This window comes from Nocardia nova NBRC 15556 (genome assembly GCF_001613005.1).
GTDB lineage: Bacteria > Actinomycetota > Actinomycetes > Mycobacteriales > Mycobacteriaceae > Nocardia > Nocardia nova.
Genome location: NZ_BDBN01000005.1, coordinates 99919 through 122681, shown reverse-complemented (window position 1 = coordinate 122681; position 22763 = coordinate 99919). Strand labels below are relative to the sequence as shown.

The following is a 22763-nucleotide window of genomic DNA, read 5'->3' as shown; positions in this document are numbered from 1 at the left end:
GGTGGAAATGCGATGACCGGATCCGGTGACCCCGCCGATGGCCGTACCGCCGACGATGCCGCGGTCGCCGGTCGCGAACCCGTGGAGGTGGCGACGAACTCGGCCGCGAAGCGCTCGGTGCTGGCCGGCTCGGTCGATTGGCAGCTGGCCGCACGCGCCGGTAGCGCCGTCGTGCCGTCCGGTCCCCGCACCACGCGGTATTCGGCCGAACAGGTCGTCCAGGAACTGTCCGAGGCGTCCGTGCGGGCCGAGGGCCCGGTGCGCGAGGTGAGTCTGCTCCTCGACGACCAGCCGGTTCCGCAGGCCACGATCGTCGATCGCCGCGGCTGGATCCGCGCGGCCGCCGAATCCATGTCCGAACTCACCGGGTCCGCCGACGACGAGCGCGGCCGTTTCGCCGGGAAACCGGCCGGTGTTCAGGCCGGGGCGATGCTGGCCTTCCTGTCCACCGCGATCCTCGGCCAATACGACCCGTTCAGCGGGCCGGACGGCACCCTGTTGCTGGTCGCCCCCAACATCATGGCCGTGGAACGCGCGCTCGGCGTCTCGCCCAGCGACTTCCGGCTGTGGGTGTGCCTGCACGAGGTGACGCATCGGGTGCAGTTCTCCTCGGCGCCCTGGCTGGGCGACTACATGAAGAGCAACGTCGACACTCTCGGCGCCGTCGGCGACGAATCGGTGAACGAGGTGCTGACCCGGCTGATGGAGGAGTTACGCCGCCGGCGCGACAACGGTGTCAGCGACGATCCGGCCGATCGCGGCATCCTCGGCCTGCTGCGCGCCACCCAGCCACCGCCGCAGCGCGAGGCACTGGACCGGCTGCTCATGCTCGGCACGCTGCTGGAGGGCCATGCCGACCACGTGATGGATGCCGTCGGCCCGGCCGTGATCCCCACCGTCGCGCAGATCCGCGAGGCCTTCGATCAGCGCCGGCGGCGCCCGGCCAATCCGGTCCAGCGCCTGTTGCGTGCCCTGCTCGGCGTCGATGCGAAGGTCGCGCAGTACGTGCGCGGCAAGGCATTCGTCGACGAGGTCGTCGGCAAGGTCGGCATGCAGCGGTTCAACACCGTCTGGACCGACGCCGACACCCTGCCCCGGCCCGACGAGATCAGCACCCCGCAACGATGGATCGACCGAGTCCTGGGATGAACCCGGCGGATCTGCCCGCGGAGGCGCCGAGAACGGATCCGGTGTCGGCGGCGCAGATCCGATCGCCCGACCATGCGCAATCGCCGTCGGCGTGCGAGCCGGTCCGGCTGGGCGCACAGGAGGCGCGGGCAGTGGAGCCGGCACGGTTGCCCGAGACCCGAGCCGTCTTGGTCATGCGGCACGCGGTGCGGGATTGGCTTGTGCGCTACGCGCCGGACGGAGTGGTTGCCGTCGCGCTCTCCGGCGGGGCGGATTCGCTCGCACTGACGGCTGCGGCGGTGGCCGAGGCCGCGGCGGTCGACGCGCTCATCGTGGACCACGGGCTGCAGGACGGGTCCGCGGAGGTCGCCGCCGAGGCGGCCGCCGTCGCCCGGCGACTGGGATGCCGATCCGCGCGGGTGTGCCGGGTGCGGGTGAGCGGCGCGGGTGGCCCGGAAGCCGCCGCCCGGGAGGCGCGCTATCGGGCCCTGGACGCGGCGCGCGCCGGGCTCCCGGTGCTGTTCGGGCACACCCTCGACGACCAGGCGGAAACCGTGCTGCTCGGATTGGCGCGCGGATCGGGTCCGCGTTCGATTCGCGGGATGACGGAATTCGACGAGCCCTGGGGCCGGCCGCTGCTGGGTGTGCGGCGCGCGGTCACTCGGGAGATGTGCCGGGATCTGGGCCTGGTGCCGCACGAGGATCCGCACAACGCCGCCCCCGAATTCACCCGTGTCCGGCTGCGGACCGAGGTGCTCCCGCTGCTGGAAGAGGTCCTGGGTGGGGGTGTGGCGCCGGCGCTGGCTCGCACGGCCGCGCACCTGCGCGAGGACGGCGAGGCGCTCGATGCGATTGCCGATCGATTGCTGATCGACGCGCGTGATGGTTCGTCACTGTCGGTCGAGACACTCGCCACGATGCCGTCCGCGATTCGTCGGCGTGTCATCCGGGCCTGGCTGCTCGACGGCGGTGCAAAAGCCTTGACGGACAAGCATTTACGCGCGGTCGAGTCCTTGATTACCGAGTGGCACGGCCAGGGCGGCGTCGCGGTCGGCGGAGGAATGCCGGGGATCAGGTTGGTTGCCAGGCGCGAACGTGGCAGGCTGACGTTGGCGTTTGCACGATAACGACCCGAAGGGAAGCCAGCACACGTGTACGGGGACGACATAGCGTCGGTGCTGATCACCGAGGAGCAGATCCGAGCCAAGGTCGACGAGCTGGCCGAACTGATCGCGAAGCGATATCCCCCCGACGCGCCCGAGGGTGATCTGCTGCTGGTCGGCGTGCTCAAGGGTGCGATCTTCTTCATGACCGAGCTGGCGCAGGCGCTGCCGATCCCGACGCAGATGGAGTTCATGGCCGTCTCGTCGTACGGGTCGTCCACCTCGTCCTCGGGTGTGGTCCGGATTCTGAAGGATCTGGACAAGGACATCGCCGGGCGCAACGTGCTGATCGTCGAGGACATCATCGACTCCGGTCTCACGCTGTCGTGGCTCATGCGAAACCTCTCCAGCCGCAACCCCGCCTCGCTGGAGGTGGTGACGTTGCTGCGCAAGCCCGATGCCCTGCGCACCCACATCGAGGTCGCGCACGTCGGCTTCGACATCCCGAACGAATTCGTCGTCGGGTACGGACTGGACTACGCCGAGCGTTACCGCGATCTGCCCTACATCGGCACCTTGAACCCGCGGGTCTACAGCGCCTGAACTGGGCACATGACCGAATTGGTGACCGAATTCCGCCGGACTGTGGCGAAAATCACCGTTTGAAGATGTTCCCTGCGCAATCGCTATCGATGGAAGTTGCTGGTCGGCCCGGATAGTGGGCCGTCTCGGCGACGGAGATCTACGCGCTGCGCCGAAAGTGACATCACCGCTGGTCGTCGCGCGCGGTGAAGTCGTTTCATCGGCTCTCGGCGACGACAGTCGCGTTCGCTGGAAATTTTCCGAGGCGATTGTGCTGGAGTTATGGCGGAGCCCTATGCTGTCGGTAACAAACCGTTTGGCTGTTTCTGACCCTCTATTCGGACTCGAAGGTCTAAAGCGGCTGGATTTCCAAGACCGATTCTGATAGCAAGGTGCTATGGACCCGCATTTGCGCGACCTGCGGTACTTCGTCGCCGTCGCTGAGGAACTGCATTTCACCAATGCCGCCCAGCGGCTGCACATCGCTCAACCCACCCTGTCGCGGCAGATCCGCCAGCTCGAGCGTCAGCTCGACGTGGTCCTGTTCGATCGCAATCAGCGCAGCGTGGCGCTGACCGTCGCCGGTAAAGAGCTGCTCGAGGGTGCCCGCCGCATCCTGGAGCTCTGGGAGGTCACCAACGTGGCTCTCCAGGAAGCCGGCGAGGTGTTGCGGGTCGGTATCCAGAGTTCGATCGGACGCGGTCTGATCGCCGAACTGGAAAGTGCCAGCGGACATCGGCTGGCGCTGCATTCGGCATCGTGGACCGATCCCTCCAGCGGCCTCGCGGGCCGGCAGGCCGATCTGGCGTTGATGTGGCTGCCGGTGCCCGATTCCGGGCGCTACCGCTGGCAGGTGCTGCGCACCGAGGCGAGGTGGGTGCTTCTCCCGGAAAATCACCGGCTGGCCGATCAGGAGACGATCGAATTCGCCGATCTGATCGACGAACCGTTCATCGCGATGCCCGCCGAAGCCGGTGCGGCACGCGACTTCTGGCTCGGCGGCGACGCCCGCGGCGGCCGCCAGGCCAAGATCGGCGGCGAGGCCGCCACGGCCGAGGAGCGGCTCGAGGCCGTCAGCCTCGGACTCGGGGTCTGCCTGCTGGCCGAGAACAACGTGCCGATGTATCGATGGCCCGGGCTCACCGCCCGCCCGGTCGCCGGCCTCGCGCCGTGCGAACTCGCGATGGTGTGGCGCGCGGACGACGACCGGCCGACCATTCTCGATTTCGCCAATCGCGTTGTCGCCGGGGGCTTCTCCGTCGTCGAAGACGACCGATAACGCGACCGAACGATAGGCGCTGTCAGGCGGTGCGTTGCCAGGGCTGGGCCGCCTCCAACTGGGCGGCGAGCCGCAGCAGCGTCGATTCACTGCCGGGTGGCCCGGCCAGCTGTGCTGCCACCGGCGTCCCGGTGCGCGGATGCAGTCCCATCGGGACGCTCGCCGCGGGCCAGCCGACCAGATTCCACAGCGGCGTGAACGGCGAGAAGCGAACGTTGGCAACGACATTGGCCAGCCAGCCGCGGGCGTGCCAGTTGCGTGCCGCCGGAGCGGGGGCGGCCAGGGTCGGGGTGATCACCACATCGTGCTGCTCGAAGAAGTCGAGCAGCCGCGCCTCGAGCCGATCGACCTGATTCGGCCGGACCAGACCGGCCCTCAGCACCGCCCGGCCCAGCGCGATATGCACGCGGCTACGGCGTTGCAGCAGTTCCGGATTCGCCACCGCACCGGCCTCGCGCGCCGCATTGGCCAGCCAGCGCCACGCCAGCGCGGTGGTGGCGCCCTGGTAGGGCAGTGCGGCGGGAGCGACGCCGTGGCCGGCCTCCCCGGCGAGCCGGGCGGCGGTCTGCGCGGCCGCCGCCCAATGCTTGTCCACCCGTACCAGCGGGGACGGCGATCCGGTCGCGATCGCGATGCGCAGCGGCGTCGGCGGTTCCAGATCGGCCAGGGCGGGCCGGTCGGCCAGCACCGAAAGCATGAGTGCCGCATCGGTGACCGTGGTCGCGAGCACTCCGTTCTCGGTCATGCCGCTCCAGGAGTCGACACCGACCTGGGCCGGGACCACGCCGCGCCCCGGCTTGATGCCGAATACGCCGCAGCACGCGGCGGGTATGCGCACCGACCCGAGTCCGTCGTTACCGTGGGCCACCGGCACGAGTCCGGCGCCGACCGCGGCGCCCGACCCACCCGAGGAGCCGCCGGCGCTGTAGCGAATATTCCACGGAGAACGCACAATTCGCTCGGGCGTGTCGGAGGTGCCCCAGAGCCCGCCCTCCGGCATCTCGGTCAGACCGACCACGACCGCGCCCGCGGCGCGCAACCGCCGCACCACCGGATGATCCGAGCCGGCGGGGACGCCCGACCCGGCGCGCGACCCCGCGGCCGTGATCTCACCGGCCACATCGATGTTGTTCTTCACCGCGACGGGAACGCCGGCCAGCGGGAGAATGTCGAGATCCGCGCGGTCGGCCAGGGCCCGGCTCTCGGCCCGTGCCCGCTCCGCGCGGACGGTGTGGAAGGCGCCTACTCGCGTATCGCCTCCGGCGATGCGATCCAGCGCGGCGTCGACGACCTGCCCGGCGGTGACCAGACCGTCGCGCACCGCGGCGGCGATCGCGGTGGCGGTCGTCAATGTCGCCGGGTTCGGGACGGTCTCGGCGGTGTCCGCGGCATCGCCCACGGGGAGCGGCTCGACGTCCGCCGGCCGCGCGGGCGCGTCGGTCCGCTGGGCCGGGTCCGCCGACTGCCCGGTGTCGCCGGGGTGCTCAGGGGGCGCGGCCTGTGCCTTCACGGTGGCTGCGTCCTCCGCCGGTACTGCGGCGGTGGGCGATCGCGACGGGTCGGCCGGGGCGGTCGCCTCGGCGTCGGCAGGAGAATCCTGCTGGAGCTCAGCTGTTTCGGATTCGGAACCGGAGCCCGGAACCGCTGCTTCCGTACCGGTGGTTTCGTCTGCGTCCACTGCTACCTCCCGGGTGGCGCGCGAGACGGCGTTCGATATCGCGTCGGCTAGTGCGGTGCCCTCGTTGTGCATATGTCAAAGCCCCCGTCGCGTTGTGGTCGATATGGGCTGTTTCGATGTTGTCGCGCAAGTTATCACTTTCGGCGATGCACACCGTCGATGATCACAGGGCGTGGCGGATGGTGCCGCGAAACCACGACCGCGTCGACGTCGAATGCACGGTGGCCGCGGCGCCCACTGGACACCGCGGCCGGACAGCTCGTTTCGCTCCGCGCTATTCGGTTCCGCTGCGGACCCGTTCCTCGTACGCCTTGCGGGCCGCCGAATCGACGTCGCCGAGGAAGGTCTGCTGCGCGCCCAGGGCACGCCCGATCGCATCGCCCACCGATTCCGGCAGCAACCCGACCACCTGCGAGATGGCGCCGGCCACCCTGGTCACGCGCACCTTCGACTTCGGCGCCACCAGGAGTTTCGCGATGGCCTCGGCGATCTCCTCCGGCTCGGCCGGGCGCATCAGCTTCGGCGCCGAAACACCCGATCCCAGTTCGGTGTTCGTCAGCGTCGGCAGCACCGAGGAGAACGACACGCCGGTATCGCGGTACTCCTCCCGCAGCGTGTCGGTGAAGCCCAGGACCGCGTGTTTGGTGGCGTTGTAGGTCGCCAGGCCGGGGATGTGGGTCTCCCCGGCGAGGGAGGCGATGTTGATGATGTGGCCGCTGCGCCGCGGCAGCATCCGGGCCAGCGCCAGTTTCGAGCCGAGGATGACGCCGTAGACATTGATGTCGATGATGCGGCGGGTCAGCGCATCCGGTTCGTCGACCACCTTGCCGGTGGGCATGATGCCGGCATTGTTGATCAGCACATCGATCGGGCCGAGCGCCCGTTCCACCTCGTCGAGGAAACTGCTGAACGACTGCTGGTCGGTCACGTCCACTCGGCCGTAGTGGTCGAAATCGTGGTCGGTGCCGGACTGTTTGACGGCCGTCTCGTCCACGTCGCCGATGGCGATCTTCGCTCCGAGTTGCTGCAGCCGCGTCGCGGTCGCCAGGCCGATACCGCGGGCACCGCCCGTGATGACGACGACCTTGCCGTTGATCTTGCCGAAGTCGGTCACTTCTTCCCTCCGACCGTGTCGAGCATGTCCTTGATACCCAGCCGGCGCATGCCACGCGCACCCGCGGCGCGCATCGCGGCCAGCGCGAATCCGAGTTTGGTGGTGTTGTACGGGAACCACATGAGTTCTTTTTCCTGCGTGGGCAGGATCGGCACGGTGATGGCCTGTTTGCGGCAGTATTTGCGCACGCCGTCGGCGCCGCCCCAGCGCGCGCCCACACCGGACTGCTGCCAGCCGCCCATGGGCAGCGCGAAGCTGAACATGTTGGCGAAGACGTCGTTGATATTCACCGCGCCCGCATTCAGCTGACGCGCAATGCGTTCCCCGCGCGCCTTGTCGCCGGTCCACACCGACGCGGACAGGCCGTAGATCGAATCGTTGGCCAGCCGAACGGCTTCGGCCTCATCGGCGACCTTCATCACCGGGATGGTGGGGCCGAAGGTCTCCTCGGTCATACAGCTCATCGAGTGGTCGACGTCGGCCAGCACGGTCGGCTGGTAGAAGGTGCCCACACCGGTGGCCTTGCCGCCGGTCACGGCCCGCGCACCCTTGGCGATCGCATCCTCGACGTGGTCGGTGACGATGGATTTCTGCGCGTCGTTGGCCAGCGCGCCGACATCGTATTTCGGCTCCCGGCCGTCGGCGCCCTGCCGCAGTTCGCGCACGTGCGCGGCCAGTTTCTCGACGAAGGTGTCGTAGATCGGCGCCTCGACGTAGACACGCTCGACCGAGATGCACACCTGCCCGGCGTTGAACAGGCCGCCGAACGCGACGCCGTAGGCGGCGCGGTCGATATCGGCATCGGCCAGCACGATCGCCGGATCCTTGCCGCCGAGTTCCAGGCTGTAGGGGATGAGCCGCTCCACGCAGGCGGCGGCGATCCGCTTACCGGTCTTCGTCGACCCCGTGAACTGCACGTAGTCGACGTTGTCGACGACCGCCGCACCCGTCTCGCCGGCGCCGGTCACCACGGCCAGCACCGGCGGCGCACCGATTTCGGACCAGCCGCGCGCCAGTTCCAGTGCGGACAGCGGAGTCACCTCGGAAGGCTTGAGGACGACCGCCGCACCCGCGGCCAGCGCCGGAATCACGTCGATCACCGGCATCGCCAGCGGGAAGTTCCACGGCGTGATCACACCGACCACGGGATAGGGCCGGTAGGCGGTGGTCAGCTTCTTGACCCGGGCCAGCGGGCTGTGCGGGGAGGGATGTTCGTCGGAGAGGAATTTGCCTGCGCGCCGGGCGTAATAGCCGGTGAGGTCGACCGAGAAGCTCGGATCGATCAGCGCGTCGACGCGGGCCTTGCCGGTTTCCGACTGCAGCACATCGGCGAGATGATCGGTGTGATCGATGATCCAGTCCTGCAGCTTCAGCAGCCATTCCTTGCGGCCCTCCGGCCCGATGGCCTCCCATTCGGGCTGGTAGAGCCGCAGTTCGCGCACCTTGGCGGCCACCGCGTCGGCCGATTCGGCGGGGACGGTGCCCACCAGCTCGCCGGTCGCGGGGTTGCGTACCTCGATCTCGGTGGCCACCGCGGTCGCGACCGCCCTCGCCTGCGGCCCGGATGAGGAGGCCTGCTCGGCGGCGGCCGGTGCCGATTTCTCGGCGGCCGCGGTGCGCGACTTCGCAGGGGTGCTCGACTTCGCGGCCGGGGCGGACTTGGCCGCCGACTTCGCGGGCGTCTTCTTGGCCGCGGTGCGGCCTGCGGTCTTGCGGGCGGCCGGCTTGTCGGCGCCGGTCGGCTTCCCGGCCGTGGATTCGCCGGGTGACGGTTCGGTATTCGGCACGATGCTGTCTCTCCCCACGTGCGCTGCGCTGCGAACGGTTGACATTGTGAATCACTTCACTGATCTATGATCGTGTCACAATGAATCGCGCGCTGCTTGGTCTTTGCGGTCAAGGACTCGCGCGGAATTTGGCACCAGAGCACAACTTTTCGCCGCCGGTGACAGGTGGTCGGCGGCTGCGGAACGAGATCGTGTGACGGAGGGGGATCGGTGATGGCGACAGCTGCGTCCGATGTGGCGGTGCGGCAGTGGATGGCCGATTTCGTCGCCGAGACACTGCGCGGGGAGACCCTCGAACAGATGGTGGCCCGGCTCGACGCGCAGATCATCGGCCGCGTACCGGAGCTGACCGATCGTGATCTGCGCCGCGACCTGGAATCCAGCACCCGGGCGCATGCCCTGGCGGTGCTCAGCGGTCTCACCCAGGACGCGATGGACTACGCGGTTCCCGAGCAGGCACACGCGTTCGCGCGCACCCTGGCCCGCCGTGGCTACGACCTGCGGCTGCTGCTGCGGGTCTACCACGCCGGCCAGGAGGCCGCGAACGATTACATGACCGAGGTGATCGACGAGCGCCGACTGCCCGAGCAGTTCGAACGCTCGGCGCTGATCCGGCTGTTCGAGCGCTCCACCCGCTGGGTCAACACCTCCGTCGAGGCGTTGACCGACACCTATATGCAGGAGCGGGAGCGCGGTCTGCGCGCTGCGCTCAACCAGCGCACCGAAATCGTGCGCACCTTGTTGTCGGGAGAGGATGTCGACGCGGACTACGCCTCGGCGCGGCTGGGTTTCCGCCTCGCGCAACGCCAGGTCGCGATCGTGCTGTGGACCGATCCCGCCGCGCGCGGGGCCGCTGCGTTGCTGTCCGCCGCGGCGGACGGGTTCGCCGGCTGGATCGACGCCCCCGGCGCGGGCGACGGCGAGGATGCCCCGACCGGGCTGCCCGGTAATGCGGTCGCAGGAAACGATGGCCGCGCGGGGGAGCGCGCGTCGGGTGAGGACCGGCTGGCGGGCGGCAGCGACGAACTCGGGCGGCTGGAACGTACGGCCACGCGGCTGGCCAACGCGCTCGGCGGGGTCGGCGTCCTCACCGTCCCGGCCGGATCGGCGGCGCTGTGGGCGTGGATCGCGGCCGATGCCGAGGCGGTCGCGGCGGTCGCCGCGGATATCGTCGCCGCCCCGATGCGCCTCGCGCTGGGGTCGTCCGGGACGGGCGTGGTGGGGTTCCGGCAGAGCCACCGCGAGGCGATCGCGGCCCGGCAGGTGGCCGAGCGCGCGGCCGTCGAACTCGGCCGGGTGCTGCCGTACGCGCAGGTCGAACCGGCATATCTGGCCGGTGCGGACGTCGCGGCGATGCGTGCGCTGATCCGGCGGGAGCTCGGACCGCTGGCCGCGCCGGATGCGAGTTCGGCGCGGCTGCGCGAGACGCTGCTCGCCTATCTGCGCTGCCACCGCAGCCCGGAGGGCGCGGCGGCGCGCCTGGGTGTGCACAAGAACACGGTCCGCTACCGCGTTCAGCGCATCGAGGAAACGCTCGGGCGCCGCATCGAGGAATGCGGGCTGCGACTCGAGCTCGCGCTGGAATGCGTCGCGGTCTACGGGGTGTGAGCGCTCAGACCCGGTCTCCGGTCGCGCGCAACGGCGGTTCCGCCGCCGCGGTCACCGGATGGTCGGGCAGTTCCGCCAGCAACGTCGTCGTTGCCGCCGCCACCGCGGCCACCGCCTTGTCGAAGGCCGGCTTCGTGACATACGACAGACCGGTCAGGCCACCCACCTTCCGCACGTATTCCTGTGCGGCAGCAAAGATTTCCTGCTCGGTGGCACGGGGTTCGAGCCCGCGCAGCACGGTGATGTTGCTCATGGCGCCGAGAGTAGCCCTAGGTAGGGGCTTGCGGCGCCCGATGAAACGGCAAATGTGAAAAATGTGTGTATCGGACTGCGACGAAGCGTCCAGAAGTCTCGAAATCCGCCTCTAGAGCGTCCCGATCGGTGAACGCGGCGAATCGTGCGGGTCACAGTCGACACGGCATCGGGAGATAATCGAACTCCCGCATCGCCGATACGACACAATCGGAACCATGGCTGCCCGCGACATGCCGACCCTGACCACATTCCCCTACCCGGAACTGGACGAGCGCGAGGACGACCACTGGTCCGGCGCTCAGGTTTCCGACGACGAATTGCGCGCGCTGTCCCTGGGGGCGTTCTATTCCGCCCGCTGGGACGCGTTCCACGACGCGCTGTTGCTCGGGCCCGAGCGGGAACATCCGCTCGGCGACCGCCGCGAACTGGCCATCGACACCCTGACCGGAGCCTGGGGAATCACCGACGGGACCGAGGCGATGGCGTCGATGGAACAGCTGCTCGAAGGGATGCACGCGCCCCTGTACGCGTTGGTCCATCCGCTGGTCAACGCGGCCCTCAACTCGCCCGAACGCGACCGCTTCGGTGAACGCGCCGATCGGCATCGCGCGTTCCTGCGGCAGGTCGGGGCGTTCCGGGGAATGGACAATCCGGAGGCGCTGGTTCGCGACTACGACATCTGGTCCCAGGCGATCAAACTCGATCTGACCGGCCATCTGGTGCAACCGCTGCCGGCCGATATCCAGGCCTGGGACCTCGCCCGGGTGGTGGCGGTGGCACGAATGGCCTTCACCGCCGGCTACCTCGAGGCCGATACCGCCTGGGATTATGTGATGCGCGCCCTGCCGCCGGCGCAGAAGCGCTACCGCAATTGGCGGCAGTTCGGCGACGCCTATCTCACCGGCTGGACCTACTGGCAGGCCTGCGAGGATCTGGCCGAACTCAAGTCCGGCGGCACCGATCGGCGGCTCGAACTGGTTCGACTATGGATGCGGCCGACCAGTCCGTGGCGGCGCATCGCACTCCAAGGGGAGTAGCACTCCAAGGCGAGTAGCGCGTCTCAGTCGGGGAGCGAGCGCAGGATCCCGCGGCCGTAGCGCTGGAACTGCGCATCGTCGACCATCGCCAGTGAATGACGCTCGACCAGCAGTTCCCACTCCGAATACAGCTGTGCCACACCGGGGTCCGGCGGCGCTACGGCGCCGTCGGCGGACTCGCGCTGAATCGCGAAATTCACCGCGCCGACGATCCGATCGGTATCGGCCCGGTCGGTCCCCAGAAAACTCAGCGTCCGGTTGCCGTCGGTGAGGTCGATGCCGTAATCACCACCCGGCTCGTCGCCCGAACCCTTGCCGACCTCGGCCGAGATCAGCGCGGAAACCGGCATCTCGTGCGCGTAGCGGGGAGTGGATCCGATCGAGAGCAGCAGCACCCGGTCGGTGGTGACGGCCATCAGCCCGCGCCCCCGTCCGGCCGGCGGGACCGCGGTGACCATCGCCGTCTCCAACATGAATTCCTCAGGTGTGACCATCGTGTGCAGCGCTCCGGCGGCCGCGCGGGTCTCGCGCCGCGGCGCCATCCGCCGGACCGCGCGGTCCACGTCGGCCCGGGTCGGCCCGGTCTTGCCCCAGACCGGCGCGGGAGGCACCAGATCGGGGGCCGACATATCGATGCGCTGGGTGGACAGGATCTGGGAGTTGATCCGCTCCACGATCACGGTCGCGGCCGGTACGTCGTGTTCGGCGATCAGCACCGGGAGCGGGGTGCGGTCGGCCGGGACGCCGGTGAGGACCGGACTCGGATAACGCAGATAGATCTCGATCACGACGGCGTCGTCGGCGCGCCGGTTCAGCCGGACCTTGAGCAGGTCCGACACCGGTACGTCGAGCACCCGCTCGCCATCGGTGCCCGGCCGCAGAACCTGGAGTCGCCCGCCGCCGTGGCGCAGTATCGCTGTGGGTGTCCGTAGCTCGACTATGTCCATACCCCCTGCGTTCGTCCTGTGTTGTCGCTCACAATAGGTCGTGCATGCCATGATTGGGACCACTTGGACGGACACCGTGAGGTGATCGCCCGATAGGCCGGGAACCACCAGCGTTCTCCGACCGTTTACCTGTTGAACTGCATCAGCTGCCGAACTGCGCGATGTATCGAGTAGACCGTACGCGGTAACGTGGCTTGTCCGCATCCGTTCTGCCCGACCCGGTCGGTGCCGGTATGGATACGGCCCCGCCCGACGCATAGTAGGCATACACCGGAAACACCGGAAAGGACTGGCCCGCCGGCCGACGCTCTATGAACCGCAAGACAGTGTTTCGCAACCTGGCCATAGTCGCGGGCATCCTGCTCGTGATCTATCTGGTCAGCTACTTCAGCAACGACACGCGCGGCTGGAAGAACGTCGATACCTCGGTGGCGCTCACCCAGCTTGCCGACAAGCAGAACGTCAAGCAGGTCCAGATCGATGACAAAGAACAGCAGCTGCGCATCACCCTGAAACAGGGCAACGACGCCACCGGCGGCCAGACCCAGATCATGGCCAAGTACCCCGGCGGCAGCGAGGTCTCCGCGCAGATCCTGCGCGACGTGCAGCAGTCCGGAGCGCCGTTCAACACCGCGGTCAAACAGGACAGCTGGTTCACCCAGGTGCTGCTGTTCGTGCTGCCGATGGTGATTCTGCTGGGTCTGTTCGTCTTCGTGATGGCCCGGATGCAGGGCGGTGGTCGCGGCGGCATGATGGGCTTCGGTAAATCCAAGGCCAAACAGCTGTCGAAGGATATGCCCAAGACCACATTCGCCGATGTGGCCGGTGCCGACGAGGCCGTCGAAGAGCTGTACGAGATCAAGGACTTCCTGCAGAATCCGGCTCGCTACCAGGCGCTGGGCGCCAAGATCCCCAAGGGCGTGCTGCTCTACGGCCCGCCCGGAACCGGTAAGACGCTGCTGGCCCGCGCGGTCGCGGGTGAGGCCGGGGTGCCGTTCTTCACCATCTCCGGTTCCGACTTCGTCGAGATGTTCGTCGGCGTCGGCGCCTCCCGCGTGCGTGACCTGTTCGACCAGGCCAAGCAGAACAGCCCCTGCATCATCTTCGTCGACGAGATCGACGCGGTCGGCCGCCAGCGCGGCGCCGGCCTCGGCGGTGGGCACGACGAGCGCGAGCAGACGCTGAACCAGTTGCTGGTCGAGATGGACGGTTTCGGCGACCGCACCGGTGTGATCATCATCGCGGCCACCAACCGCCCGGACATCCTGGACCCGGCGCTGCTGCGCCCGGGCCGCTTCGACCGCCAGATCCCGGTCGGCAATCCCGACCTCGCCGGTCGGCGCGCGATCCTGCGGGTGCATTCGCAGGGCAAGCCGATCGCCCCCGATGCCGATCTGGACGGCCTCGCCAAGCGCACCGTCGGCATGTCGGGTGCGGATCTGGCCAACGTGATCAACGAGGCGGCGCTGCTCACCGCCCGTGAGCACGGCAACGTCATCACCGGACCGGCGCTGGAGGAATCGGTCGACCGCGTAATCGGCGGCCCGCGGCGCAAGAGCCGGATCATCAGCGAGCACGAGAAGAAGATCACCGCCTACCACGAGGGTGGTCACACCCTGGCCGCGTGGGCGATGCCGGATATCGAGCCCGTCTACAAGGTCACCATCCTGGCCCGCGGTCGCACCGGCGGGCACGCCATGACCGTGCCCGAGGACGACAAGGGCCTGATGACCCGTTCGGAGATGATCGCTCGCCTGGTGATGGCGATGGGTGGCCGCGCCGCCGAGGAGTTGGTCTTCCACGAGCCGACCACCGGCGCCTCGTCCGATATCGACCAGGCGACCAAGATCGCGCGTGCCATGGTCACCGAATACGGCATGAGTGCCCGGCTGGGCGCGGTGCGCTACGGGCAGGAACAGGGCGACCCGTTCCTGGGCCGCACGATGGGCACAGGCTCTGACTATTCGCATGAGGTGGCCCGCGAAATCGACGAGGAGGTGCGCAACCTCATCGAGGCCGCGCACACCGAGGCCTGGGCGATCCTCAACGAATATCGCGACGAACTCGACGCGCTGGCCACCGCGCTGCTGGAGCGCGAGACCCTGCACCGCAAGGACCTCGAGCAGGTACTCGCCACCGTCGACAAGCGTCCGCGCATCACCGCCTTCAACGATTTCGGTGAACGCGTGCCCTCGGATCGGCCGCCGGTGAAGACCCCGCGCGAACTCGCCGCCGAACGCGGTGAGCCGTGGCCGGAGGAAGCCGAGACCCGCAAGCCGAACCAGCAGCCCGCGCCGCAGCCGGTGCCGGCCAACGGTTATCCGCAGGAGGGCCATCGCAACCCGGCCCCGGCTCCGACCGGCTACAGCTATCCCGCCCCGCAGCCCGGGAACTACCCGCGGCCCGCGGGTGGCCCGGGATATCCGCGGCAGAGTACGCACGGCTCCCGGCCGGATTACGGCGCTCCCGCCGGCTGGTCGGCTCCGGGCTGGCCTCCGCAGGAGGATCCGTCCGCGGGCGGATCGCCGCAGCAGCCGGAGTACGGCGGCGCCCCTCAGGGCGGCGGCTCGCAGGGATACGGCGAGCCTCAGCGCTATGGCGAGCCGCAGCGTTACGGCGGCGGTCATCGCCGGCCCGAATGGCCCGGAGATCAGGACGGATCGACGCAGAACGGCACTCAGGATCACGGCGATTGGGACGGACCGAACAGCCACCGCTGACCGGCTGCGATTAGGCTCGACGGTCGAACCGCGCTGTCGGCGCGTTGATTTACGTGATTGTGGAGGTGTCCTCGTATGTCGGCCAACAACAGCGCTCCCGCCGGGTCCGATTCGGCGTCGGGCGCGGGTGCCGCCGTGGTTGCGGAGGAACCGGCCCTGATCGCGCTGGGTACCGGTCGGCCCTTCGACCAGAAGCGGGCCGAGGCCGCGGTACGTGAACTACTGGTCGCGGTCGGGGAGGACCCCGACCGCCCCGGGCTGATCGATACTCCCGCCCGGGTCGCGCGCGCCTATCGCGAGATGTTCGCGGGCCTGTATGTGGAACCTGATTCGGTGCTGAACACCACCTTCGACGAAGGGCATCAGGAATTGGTGCTGGTGCGCGACATCCCGATGTACTCGACCTGCGAACATCACCTGGTGTCCTTCCACGGGGTCGCCCACGTCGGATATATTCCGGGCCCGCAGGGCCGGGTCACCGGTCTGTCCAAACTGGCCCGCCTGGTCGACCTGTACGCCAAGCGGCCGCAGGTCCAGGAGCGGCTGACCAGCCAGATCGCCGATGCGGTCATGCGGAAGCTGGATCCGCGGGGCGCCATCGTGGTGGTGGAGGCCGAGCATCTGTGCATGGCGATGCGCGGCATCCGCAAGCCGGGCGCGAGCACCACCACGTCCGCGGTCCGCGGCCTGCTGCAGACCAACGCGTCCTCGCGCGCCGAGGCTCTCGACCTGATCCTGCGCAAATGAGCGATCGCCCATGAGCGCATTGATCACTCCCCGGGACGGGCGCTCGTGCGTGGTGATGGGCGTGGTGAACGTCACCAGCGACTCCTTCTCCGACGGTGGCCGCTACCTCGATCCGGCTGTCGCGGTCGCCCACGGGGTGCGGCTGTACCAGGCGGGCGCCGACATCATCGATGTGGGCGGTGAGTCCACCCGCCCGGGCGCCGTTCGCATCGATCCGGAGACCGAGGCCCAGCGGGTGGTCCCGGTGATTCGCGGTCTGGTGGAAGCCGGCGTGCCGACCAGTGTGGACACCATGCGGGCCAGTGTCGCGGCCGCCGCGATCGACGCCGGAGTGAGCGTGGTCAACGACGTATCCGGTGGTCGCGCGGATGCCGAGATGGTGAAAGTCGTTGCCGCCGCCGAGATCCCGTGGATTCTGATGCACTGGCGGGCGAATGCCGATCATCGCCACATCGGCCCCGCCGATCACTACGACGACGTCGTGTGCGAGGTGCTGGCCGAACTCTCGTCCCAGGTGGATCTGGCTATGGCGGCCGGTGTGCATCCGAGCCGGCTGGTACTGGACCCCGGCCTCGGCTTCGCCAAGAACGCCGAGCACAACTGGGCCCTGCTGGGCGCACTGCCGGAACTGACGGCCCAGGGGTTGCCGATTCTGGTCGGCGCCTCCCGCAAGCGTTTCCTGGGTTCGCTGCTGGCCGACGAGTCCGGACCGCGCCCGCCCGACGGGCGTGAGGTCGCCACCGCCACCATCTCCGCCCTGGCCGCTCAGCACGGCGCATGGGGCGTGCGAGTGCACGATGTGCGGTCGTCGCTCGACGCCATCGCCGTCGCGGATGCCTGGCGGCGAGCCGCCGAATCTGCGGGGCGGCGAGCCGCCGAAGCCGGTTCACACAATCAGGGGAGCGAGTGAGTACCGATCGCATCGAGCTGCGCGGTCTGCGCGCCTACGGTCACCACGGCTGCTTCGATTTCGAGCGCCGCGACGGCCAGGAATTCCTGGTCGACATCACCCTGTGGCTGGATTTCGCGAAGGCGGCCGCGACCGATGAGCTGTCGGCCACCGTCGACTACGGCGAGCTGGCGCAACGCGCGGTCGCGATCGTCTCCGGCCCGCCGCGCAATCTCATCGAGACCGTCGTCGCCGAGATCGCCGATGATGTGATGCGCGACGAGCGCGTCACCGCGGCGGAGGTGGTCGTGCACAAGCCCTCGGCGCCGATTCCGCACACCTTCGCCGATGTCCGCGTGGTGGCCACCAGGCGGCGAGGATTACCGCCGACCCCGGAGGTGGCCGGATGAGCCGTGCGGTGCTGTCGATCGGGTCGAATCTGGGGGATCGGCTCGCCCATCTCCGCAGTGTGGTGGAGGCGCTGACGCCGCAGCTGGTCGCCGTCTCGTCGGTGTACTCGACCGCTCCGTGGGGTGGAGTGCCGCAGGAGGACTACCTCAATGCCGTTGTGGTGGTCGAGGATTCGGAGCTGGTCCCGCGCGATTGGCTCGAACGCGGACAGCGGTTGGAACGGCGGTCCGGGCGTGTCCGCGAGATCCGCTGGGGCGCACGGACTCTGGATGTCGACGTGATCTGGTGCGCGGAGCGTGGCCCCGCGGGGCTGCATCCGGTGACCAGTGCGGACCCGGAACTGACACTGCCGCATCCGCAGGCGCACAATCGCGCGTTCGTCCTGATTCCGTGGGCCGAAGTCGAACCCGACGCGACGCTGGAGGTGCTCGGCCGGACCCGGCCGATTCGGGAACTGCTCGCCGAGCTCGATCCGGACGAGATCGACGGCGTCCGGCTCACCGACCTGTCGCTGTCCGCGGCGCAACGATGAACGGCGGCTGGTCATGAACGTCATGAGGCCGACCAAAATTCTGGATCTGCTCGCCAATGTCGTGATCGCCGCCGCGGTGGCGTGGGTGGCGACTCGGTGGGCCTATTCGAGCTTTCCGCCGATCACGGTGATCGCGGCCGCCTCGCTGTATCCGGTGGCCGCCGTGGAAGCGGTGCTGGCGTTCGTGATTCGCGCCCGCGTCGGCGATCACCGCATCGGTGACGGGCCGAAACAGTTGCATCCGATCACCGCGGCCCGCGCGGTGGCGCTGGCGAAGGCTTCGGCGCAGGTGGGGTCCCTGGCGGCCGGCGTGTGGCTGGGCTTTTTGATCTGGGTGCTGCCGCAGCGGTCGGATATCCGCGCGGCCGCCTCGGACACCCCCGGCGCCATCGTGGGTTTGATCGCCGGTGTGGTGCTGGTCGCCGCCGCGCTGTGGCTGGAGTATTGCTGCCGCGCGCCACATGAGCCACCAGACGAACCGGCTACCTCATAGCTAACGCAATCGAGTGGAGTTCCGGACCGGCTGCGCGCCGGAATCCGCTATTCGAGCTACCCTTGCGGACATGGTTTCACCCTCCCGTAGCAGTGCTTCCCCGCGACAGCGGGACAACGCGGGAAAAATCGTCGTCGGCGTATTAATTCTGCTCGGTCTGATTGCCAGTGTGTTTCTGATTTTCAGCAACAATGTGCAGTTGGTCCGGGTCGGTTTGGTCGCGGCTCTGTGGGCCGCCGCGGTGGCCGCGCTGGCGGCGACCCGCTATCGCCGGGATGCGGCGATCGATCAGGCCAAGGCTCGTGACCTGCAGAAGGTCTACGAGTTGCAGCTCGAACGCGAGATCACCGCCCGCCGCGAATACGAACTCGGTGTCGAATCGCGGGTGCGCCGGGAGGTCGGCGCGGACGCCGCCGAACTGGCCGCGCTGCGCAGCGAACTGACCGTGTTGCGCGAAAGTCTGCAGCGGCTGTTCGACGGCGACCTACTGGTCGACCGACCGGCGCTGCGCGCCGAGGCCGTGCGGGTGCAGGAGCTCACCCACGCGACCGTGGCGAACGGTAGCTCGCAGGAAACCGACACCTGGGACGCGTGGAGCGCACCTGCCGTGCCGCTGCACGTGGTCTCGCCGGTCTTCGATCCCGATCATCCCGAACCCCCGGCCTTCGCCAGTCCGTACGACGATCCGGTGACGGCCGAGACCGCCGTGGTGTCGGCGGAGGCGCTGGATGAGGAGGGGGTTTCGTCCGGACCGTCGGTGAACGGCGACGGAAACGGCGGTCGCCAGGGTGGGGAAGCGCAGTCCGGATCGTCGGAGTCTCAGCTGCCGGAGTCTCAGCCGTCGGAGCTCCTGTCGCCGGAGTCCGGATCGGCCCCGTCCGGCGACCGGCAGATCGACGATCCCTCGGCGAGCTCGGCGAAATCCGCCACCGCGTCGGCGAACGGTACTTCCGAGCCGGCGACCACGGAGTCCGGCGACTCGCGCCCGAGTTCCTCGGTGCCGCGGCTGGCTCCCGTCCAGCCCACGACGACCATGGGTACCGCCGGTTCCCGCCGTCGTCGCCACGCCGATTCCGACGAGGATCAGCCGGGGCGCAAACTCACCGTCGCGGAGATCATGGCGAATCTGCGATCGGAGCAGAACAGCTCGTAATGCCCGCGATCACGCCTGTGAAACAGGTTGCATGTGACGCTAAGTATCGGTAACTTTCGCAGGAGAGTACTGCGAAGGAGACACCGAAGATGCTGTCCACTGCCGTAAAGAACACGTCGGCCGATCCCGAGTATCACGAGATCCTGCGCGGTCTGTCCGAGGGGTCGGTGCACAAGAACTTCGACCCCTACGTCGACATCGATTGGGATTCACCGGAATTCGCGGTCGATCCCACCGACACCCGCTGGATCATGCCGGACGAGGATCCGCTGGGACGCCATCCCTGGTACAAGGCGCAGCCGGTGGAACGCAAAATCGCCATGGGTATGTGGCGCCAGGCCGGTATCGCCAAGGTCGGCCTGGACTTCGAGCAACTGCTGATCCGCGGTCTGATGCAGTACCTGGTGTCGGTGCCCAACGGTGATCCGGAATTCCGCTACGTGACGCACGAGGCGGCCGAAGAGTGCAACCACACGATGATGTTCCAGGAGATGATCAACCGCATCGGCGAGGATGTGGTCGGCATGGGCACCGTCGACCGCAAGCTGACCATGATCATCTGGCCGGCCGTGAAGTACTTCCCGGAACTGTTCTTCACGATGATCCTCGGCGGTGAGGAACCCATCGACCACCTGCAGAAGTCGCTGCTGCGCGCCGGTACCGACCTGCATCCGATGGTGCAGCGGGTGATGCAGATCCACGTGGCGGAAGAGGCGCGCCACATCTCGTTCGCACACGAATATCTGCGCCGCAACGTGCCCGGCATGAATCCGGCCACGAAGTTCGTGCTGTCGCTGCTCTTCCCGACCGCGATGCGGATCATGCTCGACATGATCATGACTCCGCCCAAGGAGTTCGTGGAGAAGTTCGACATCCCCGCGGAGGTGATGCGCGAGGCCTATTGGGGCAGCACCGAATCCCAGGTCACCATGCGCAACATCTTCGGCGACGTCCGAGCACTGGCCACCACCAGCGGCCTGATGAACCCCGTGGCCAAGGTCGCCTGGCGCCTCCTGGGCATCCACGGCCCCACCTCCCGCTACCGCAGCGAACCCGCCCGCAAGGCCGCGTAAGGGCGGCAGCCGAGACCCCTGCCGAAGCGAAGCGGAAGCCAAAGATCCGAAGCGAAGCGGAGGCCAAAGGTCCGGAGCGAAGCGCAGGCCGAATCTACTGAGGGAAATATCACGCGCGGGTCCTCTGGCAGCGCCCCCGGTCACTACCTATTCTCGACTCGTAACGTCCGGTACCCGCCATGCGGGACTGGAACGCCTTCCGAGAGGACAACGGTGACCTCCGATTTTTCGCGGCCCGACGAGGCCGATTCGTCGCGCCCCGCCGCGCCTGCGGTCTCGGGCTCGTCCGCTGTACCAGGCAGTGATCCGGCGCCGGCCCGGCTGACGGTCGGCATCGTGTCGGCGGGCCGGGTGGGTTCGGCGCTGGGTGTCGCGCTGGAGCGGGCCGGGCACGTGGTGTTCGGGGTGTCGGCGATTTCCGATGCGTCGCGGCATCGGGCGCACACGCGGTTGCCGGAATCGCAGATCTTGCCGGCCGAGGAGATCGCGGCGCGCAGCGAACTGTTGATCCTGGCCGTACCGGACAGTGAACTGCCCGGTCTGGTGGCCGGTTTGGCGGCGGCGCGGGTGGTCCGTCCGGGAACGATCGTCGCGCATACCTCGGGGGCCAACGGTGTGGCCGTCCTGTCCCCGCTGACCGATGTCCGCCCGCTGGCGATCCATCCGGCGATGACCTTCACCGGCCACGACGAGGACACCGCCCGCCTGGCGAATGCCTGTTTCGGCATCACCGCGGCCGACGAGATCGGCTATGCCATCGCGCAGTCGCTGGTGATCGAGATGGGCGGCGAGCCGGTGCGGGTCCCGGAGGAGAATCGCGCGCTGTACCACGCGGCTCTCGCGCACGGCAGTAATCATCTGGTCACCCTGATCGTCGATGCGGTCGCGGCGTTGCGGGCGGCGCTGGAGGGTCCGGGCCTGCTGGGGCAGCAGGTAGTCGACGACCAGCCCAACGGATTGGCGGAGCGGATGTTGGCGCCGCTGGTCTCGGCGGCGCTGGACAACGCGCTGCGGCGCGGCCTGCCTGCGCTGACCGGTCCGGTGGCGCGGGGTGACGCCCTCGCCGTCTCGACGCACCTGGAGGCACTGGCCGCGGCCGATCCGGAACTGGCGGCCGGCTATCGCGCGATGTCGCTGCGCACGGCGCAGCTGGCCCGCACGAATCCGGATCTGATCGGCCTGCTGGAGGGATACTGATGTCGAATTCGGGAGCGAAGAAGCTGACCCCGGAGCAGCTGCGCAAGCTGTATCGCCCGGGCGAGCTCACGGTCGTCCACGAGCCGGCCGGTGTTTCGGCGGTGACCTCCGCACTGCGCGGGGTCGGTCGCACGGTCGCGCTGGTGCCGACGATGGGTGCTTTGCACGAGGGCCATCTGGAGTTGGTGCGCCGCGCCAAGCGCACGAATCAGGTTGTGGTGGTGTCGATCTTCGTCAACCCGCTGCAATTCGGTGAGAACGAGGACTTCGACAAGTACCCGCGCACCCTCGACAGCGATGTGGCGCTGCTGCGCGAGGAGGGCGTGGCGCTGGTGTTCGCGCCGAGCGTCGCCCAGATGTATCCGGACGGCCCGCGCACCTCGGTCCATCCGGGACCGCTCGGCGCCGAATTGGAGGGCGCCAGCCGCCCGACCCATTTCGCCGGGATGCTGACGGTGGTGGCGAAACTGCTGCAGATCGTGCGTCCGCACGAGGCGTTCTTCGGCGAGAAGGACTATCAGCAGCTGACGTTGATCCGGCAGATGGTCCGGGATCTGAACTTCGACGTCGATATCGTCGCGGTGCCCACGGTGCGCGAGTCCGACGGCCTGGCGCTGTCCTCGCGCAACCGCTACCTGGACGAACAGCAGCGCGAGTTGGCGATCACACTGTCCGCCGCGCTGGCCGCGGGCCGGCATGCGGCGGGGCGCGGGCCCGACGCGGTTCTGGCCGCGGCTCGTTCGGTGCTCGACGGTGCGACCGGTGTCGACGTCGACTATCTGGAGTTGCGTGGTTCGGATCTGGGCCCCATTCCGAGCAGCGGGAACGCTCGCCTGCTGGTGGCCGCCCGCATCGGCGCCACCCGCCTGATCGACAACGTGCCCGTTTCCGTCCCTCCCGCGGTGTCCGATGCGGCGTCCGCGGGGCCCTCCGTGGTTACGCAGGCTGCCGCCTCCGGACCCGTCGCACCCGCCGACGGCCACAACGCTGTCCCCGATTTCCAGCCTGCCCAGGCCGACGCATAGGAAAG

Annotated in this window: 21 protein-coding genes; 16 read left to right on the top strand and 5 right to left on the bottom strand. The window is 68.5% G+C overall.

Annotated features, from left to right (window positions below):
- Positions 1–12: 12 nt before the first annotated feature.
- The 4 genes from NN2_RS03155 to NN2_RS03140 all read left to right on the top strand — a co-directional run bounded on the left by NN2_RS03155 (position 13) and on the right by NN2_RS03140 (position 4092).
- On the top strand, positions 13–1149 hold the full coding sequence (locus NN2_RS03155) for a zinc-dependent metalloprotease (protein ID WP_082856671.1): 1137 nt from the start codon (positions 13–15) through the stop codon (positions 1147–1149).
- 173 nt (positions 1150–1322) lie between these two features.
- The gene (tilS, locus tag NN2_RS03150) at positions 1323–2255 is read left to right on the top strand and encodes a tRNA lysidine(34) synthetase TilS (protein ID WP_063010230.1); all 933 of its coding nucleotides are present in this window, start codon (positions 1323–1325) and stop codon (positions 2253–2255) included.
- 24 nt (positions 2256–2279) lie between these two features.
- On the top strand, positions 2280–2834 hold the full coding sequence (gene hpt / locus NN2_RS03145; RefSeq protein ID WP_030517362.1) for a hypoxanthine phosphoribosyltransferase: 555 nt from the start codon (positions 2280–2282) through the stop codon (positions 2832–2834).
- 376 nt (positions 2835–3210) lie between these two features.
- Positions 3211–4092: a LysR family transcriptional regulator gene (locus NN2_RS03140; protein ID WP_030517361.1), complete on the top strand. Its 882-nt coding sequence runs from the start codon at positions 3211–3213 to the stop codon at positions 4090–4092.
- Positions 4093–4114: 22 nt separating this feature from the next.
- Here the strand turns inward: NN2_RS03140 and NN2_RS03135 are convergent, their stop codons facing one another.
- The 3 genes from NN2_RS03135 to NN2_RS03125 form a co-directional block, all read right to left on the bottom strand.
- On the bottom strand, positions 4115–5491 hold the full coding sequence (locus NN2_RS03135; RefSeq protein ID WP_369817529.1) for an amidase: 1377 nt from the start codon (positions 5489–5491) through the stop codon (positions 4115–4117).
- A gap of 553 nt (positions 5492–6044) precedes the next feature.
- Positions 6045–6884 carry an SDR family oxidoreductase gene (locus tag NN2_RS03130; RefSeq protein ID WP_063010153.1) on the bottom strand — a complete coding sequence of 280 codons (840 nt, stop codon included), beginning with the start codon at positions 6882–6884 and terminating at the stop codon, positions 6045–6047.
- The gene (locus tag NN2_RS03125; protein ID WP_227463121.1) at positions 6881–8416 is read right to left on the bottom strand and encodes an aldehyde dehydrogenase family protein; all 1536 of its coding nucleotides are present in this window, start codon (positions 8414–8416) and stop codon (positions 6881–6883) included. The genes NN2_RS03130 and NN2_RS03125 overlap by 4 nt, the downstream gene beginning before the upstream one ends.
- Before the next feature lie 468 nt (positions 8417–8884).
- Between NN2_RS03125 and NN2_RS03115 the strand changes: the two genes are divergently transcribed.
- Entirely contained in the window at positions 8885–10279 is a 1395-nt protein-coding gene (locus NN2_RS03115) for a PucR family transcriptional regulator (protein ID WP_063010149.1), read from the top strand.
- A gap of 4 nt (positions 10280–10283) precedes the next feature.
- Here NN2_RS03115 and NN2_RS03110 read toward each other — a convergent pair whose 3' ends face one another.
- The gene (locus NN2_RS03110; protein WP_030517356.1) at positions 10284–10532 is read right to left on the bottom strand and encodes a DUF2277 domain-containing protein; all 249 of its coding nucleotides are present in this window, start codon (positions 10530–10532) and stop codon (positions 10284–10286) included.
- A gap of 217 nt (positions 10533–10749) precedes the next feature.
- Between NN2_RS03110 and NN2_RS03105 the strand changes: the two genes are divergently transcribed.
- Complete coding sequence (locus tag NN2_RS03105; protein ID WP_227463118.1) at positions 10750–11571, top strand: DUF1266 domain-containing protein; 822 nt, start codon at positions 10750–10752, stop codon at positions 11569–11571.
- 23 nt (positions 11572–11594) lie between these two features.
- Here NN2_RS03105 and NN2_RS03100 read toward each other — a convergent pair whose 3' ends face one another.
- The gene (locus tag NN2_RS03100; protein WP_063010147.1) at positions 11595–12518 is read right to left on the bottom strand and encodes a hypothetical protein; all 924 of its coding nucleotides are present in this window, start codon (positions 12516–12518) and stop codon (positions 11595–11597) included.
- Positions 12519–12829: 311 nt separating this feature from the next.
- Between NN2_RS03100 and ftsH the strand changes: the two genes are divergently transcribed.
- The 10 genes from ftsH (at position 12830) to panC (ending at position 22758) form a co-directional block, all read left to right on the top strand.
- Positions 12830–15238, top strand: a complete 2409-nt coding sequence (ftsH, locus tag NN2_RS03095; RefSeq protein WP_063010145.1) for an ATP-dependent zinc metalloprotease FtsH — start codon at positions 12830–12832, stop codon at positions 15236–15238.
- 75 nt (positions 15239–15313) lie between these two features.
- Positions 15314–15985, top strand: a complete 672-nt coding sequence (gene folE / locus NN2_RS03090) for a GTP cyclohydrolase I FolE (protein ID WP_036525602.1) — start codon at positions 15314–15316, stop codon at positions 15983–15985.
- Positions 15986–15995: 10 nt separating this feature from the next.
- Positions 15996–16895: a dihydropteroate synthase gene (folP, locus tag NN2_RS03085; protein WP_082856669.1), complete on the top strand. Its 900-nt coding sequence runs from the start codon at positions 15996–15998 to the stop codon at positions 16893–16895.
- Positions 16892–17284, top strand: coding sequence for a dihydroneopterin aldolase (gene folB / locus NN2_RS03080; RefSeq protein ID WP_063010141.1), 393 nt, complete (start codon positions 16892–16894; stop codon positions 17282–17284). Before folP ends, folB begins: the two co-directional genes overlap by 4 nt.
- Entirely contained in the window at positions 17281–17817 is a 537-nt protein-coding gene (gene folK, locus NN2_RS03075; protein ID WP_063010139.1) for a 2-amino-4-hydroxy-6-hydroxymethyldihydropteridine diphosphokinase, read from the top strand. The genes folB and folK overlap by 4 nt, the downstream gene beginning before the upstream one ends.
- A gap of 22 nt (positions 17818–17839) precedes the next feature.
- Positions 17840–18310: a DUF3180 domain-containing protein gene (locus tag NN2_RS03070; protein WP_063010222.1), complete on the top strand. Its 471-nt coding sequence runs from the start codon at positions 17840–17842 to the stop codon at positions 18308–18310.
- Between the two features lie 70 nt (positions 18311–18380).
- The gene (locus NN2_RS03065) at positions 18381–19463 is read left to right on the top strand and encodes a DUF6779 domain-containing protein (protein WP_063010132.1); all 1083 of its coding nucleotides are present in this window, start codon (positions 18381–18383) and stop codon (positions 19461–19463) included.
- A gap of 89 nt (positions 19464–19552) precedes the next feature.
- Positions 19553–20536, top strand: a complete 984-nt coding sequence (locus NN2_RS03060) for an AurF N-oxygenase family protein (protein ID WP_030517346.1) — start codon at positions 19553–19555, stop codon at positions 20534–20536.
- A gap of 213 nt (positions 20537–20749) precedes the next feature.
- Positions 20750–21733, top strand: a complete 984-nt coding sequence (locus NN2_RS03055; protein ID WP_082856667.1) for a Rossmann-like and DUF2520 domain-containing protein — start codon at positions 20750–20752, stop codon at positions 21731–21733.
- On the top strand, positions 21733–22758 hold the full coding sequence (panC, locus tag NN2_RS03050; protein WP_082856666.1) for a pantoate--beta-alanine ligase: 1026 nt from the start codon (positions 21733–21735) through the stop codon (positions 22756–22758). Before NN2_RS03055 ends, panC begins: the two co-directional genes overlap by 1 nt.
- Positions 22759–22763 lie beyond the last annotated feature (5 nt).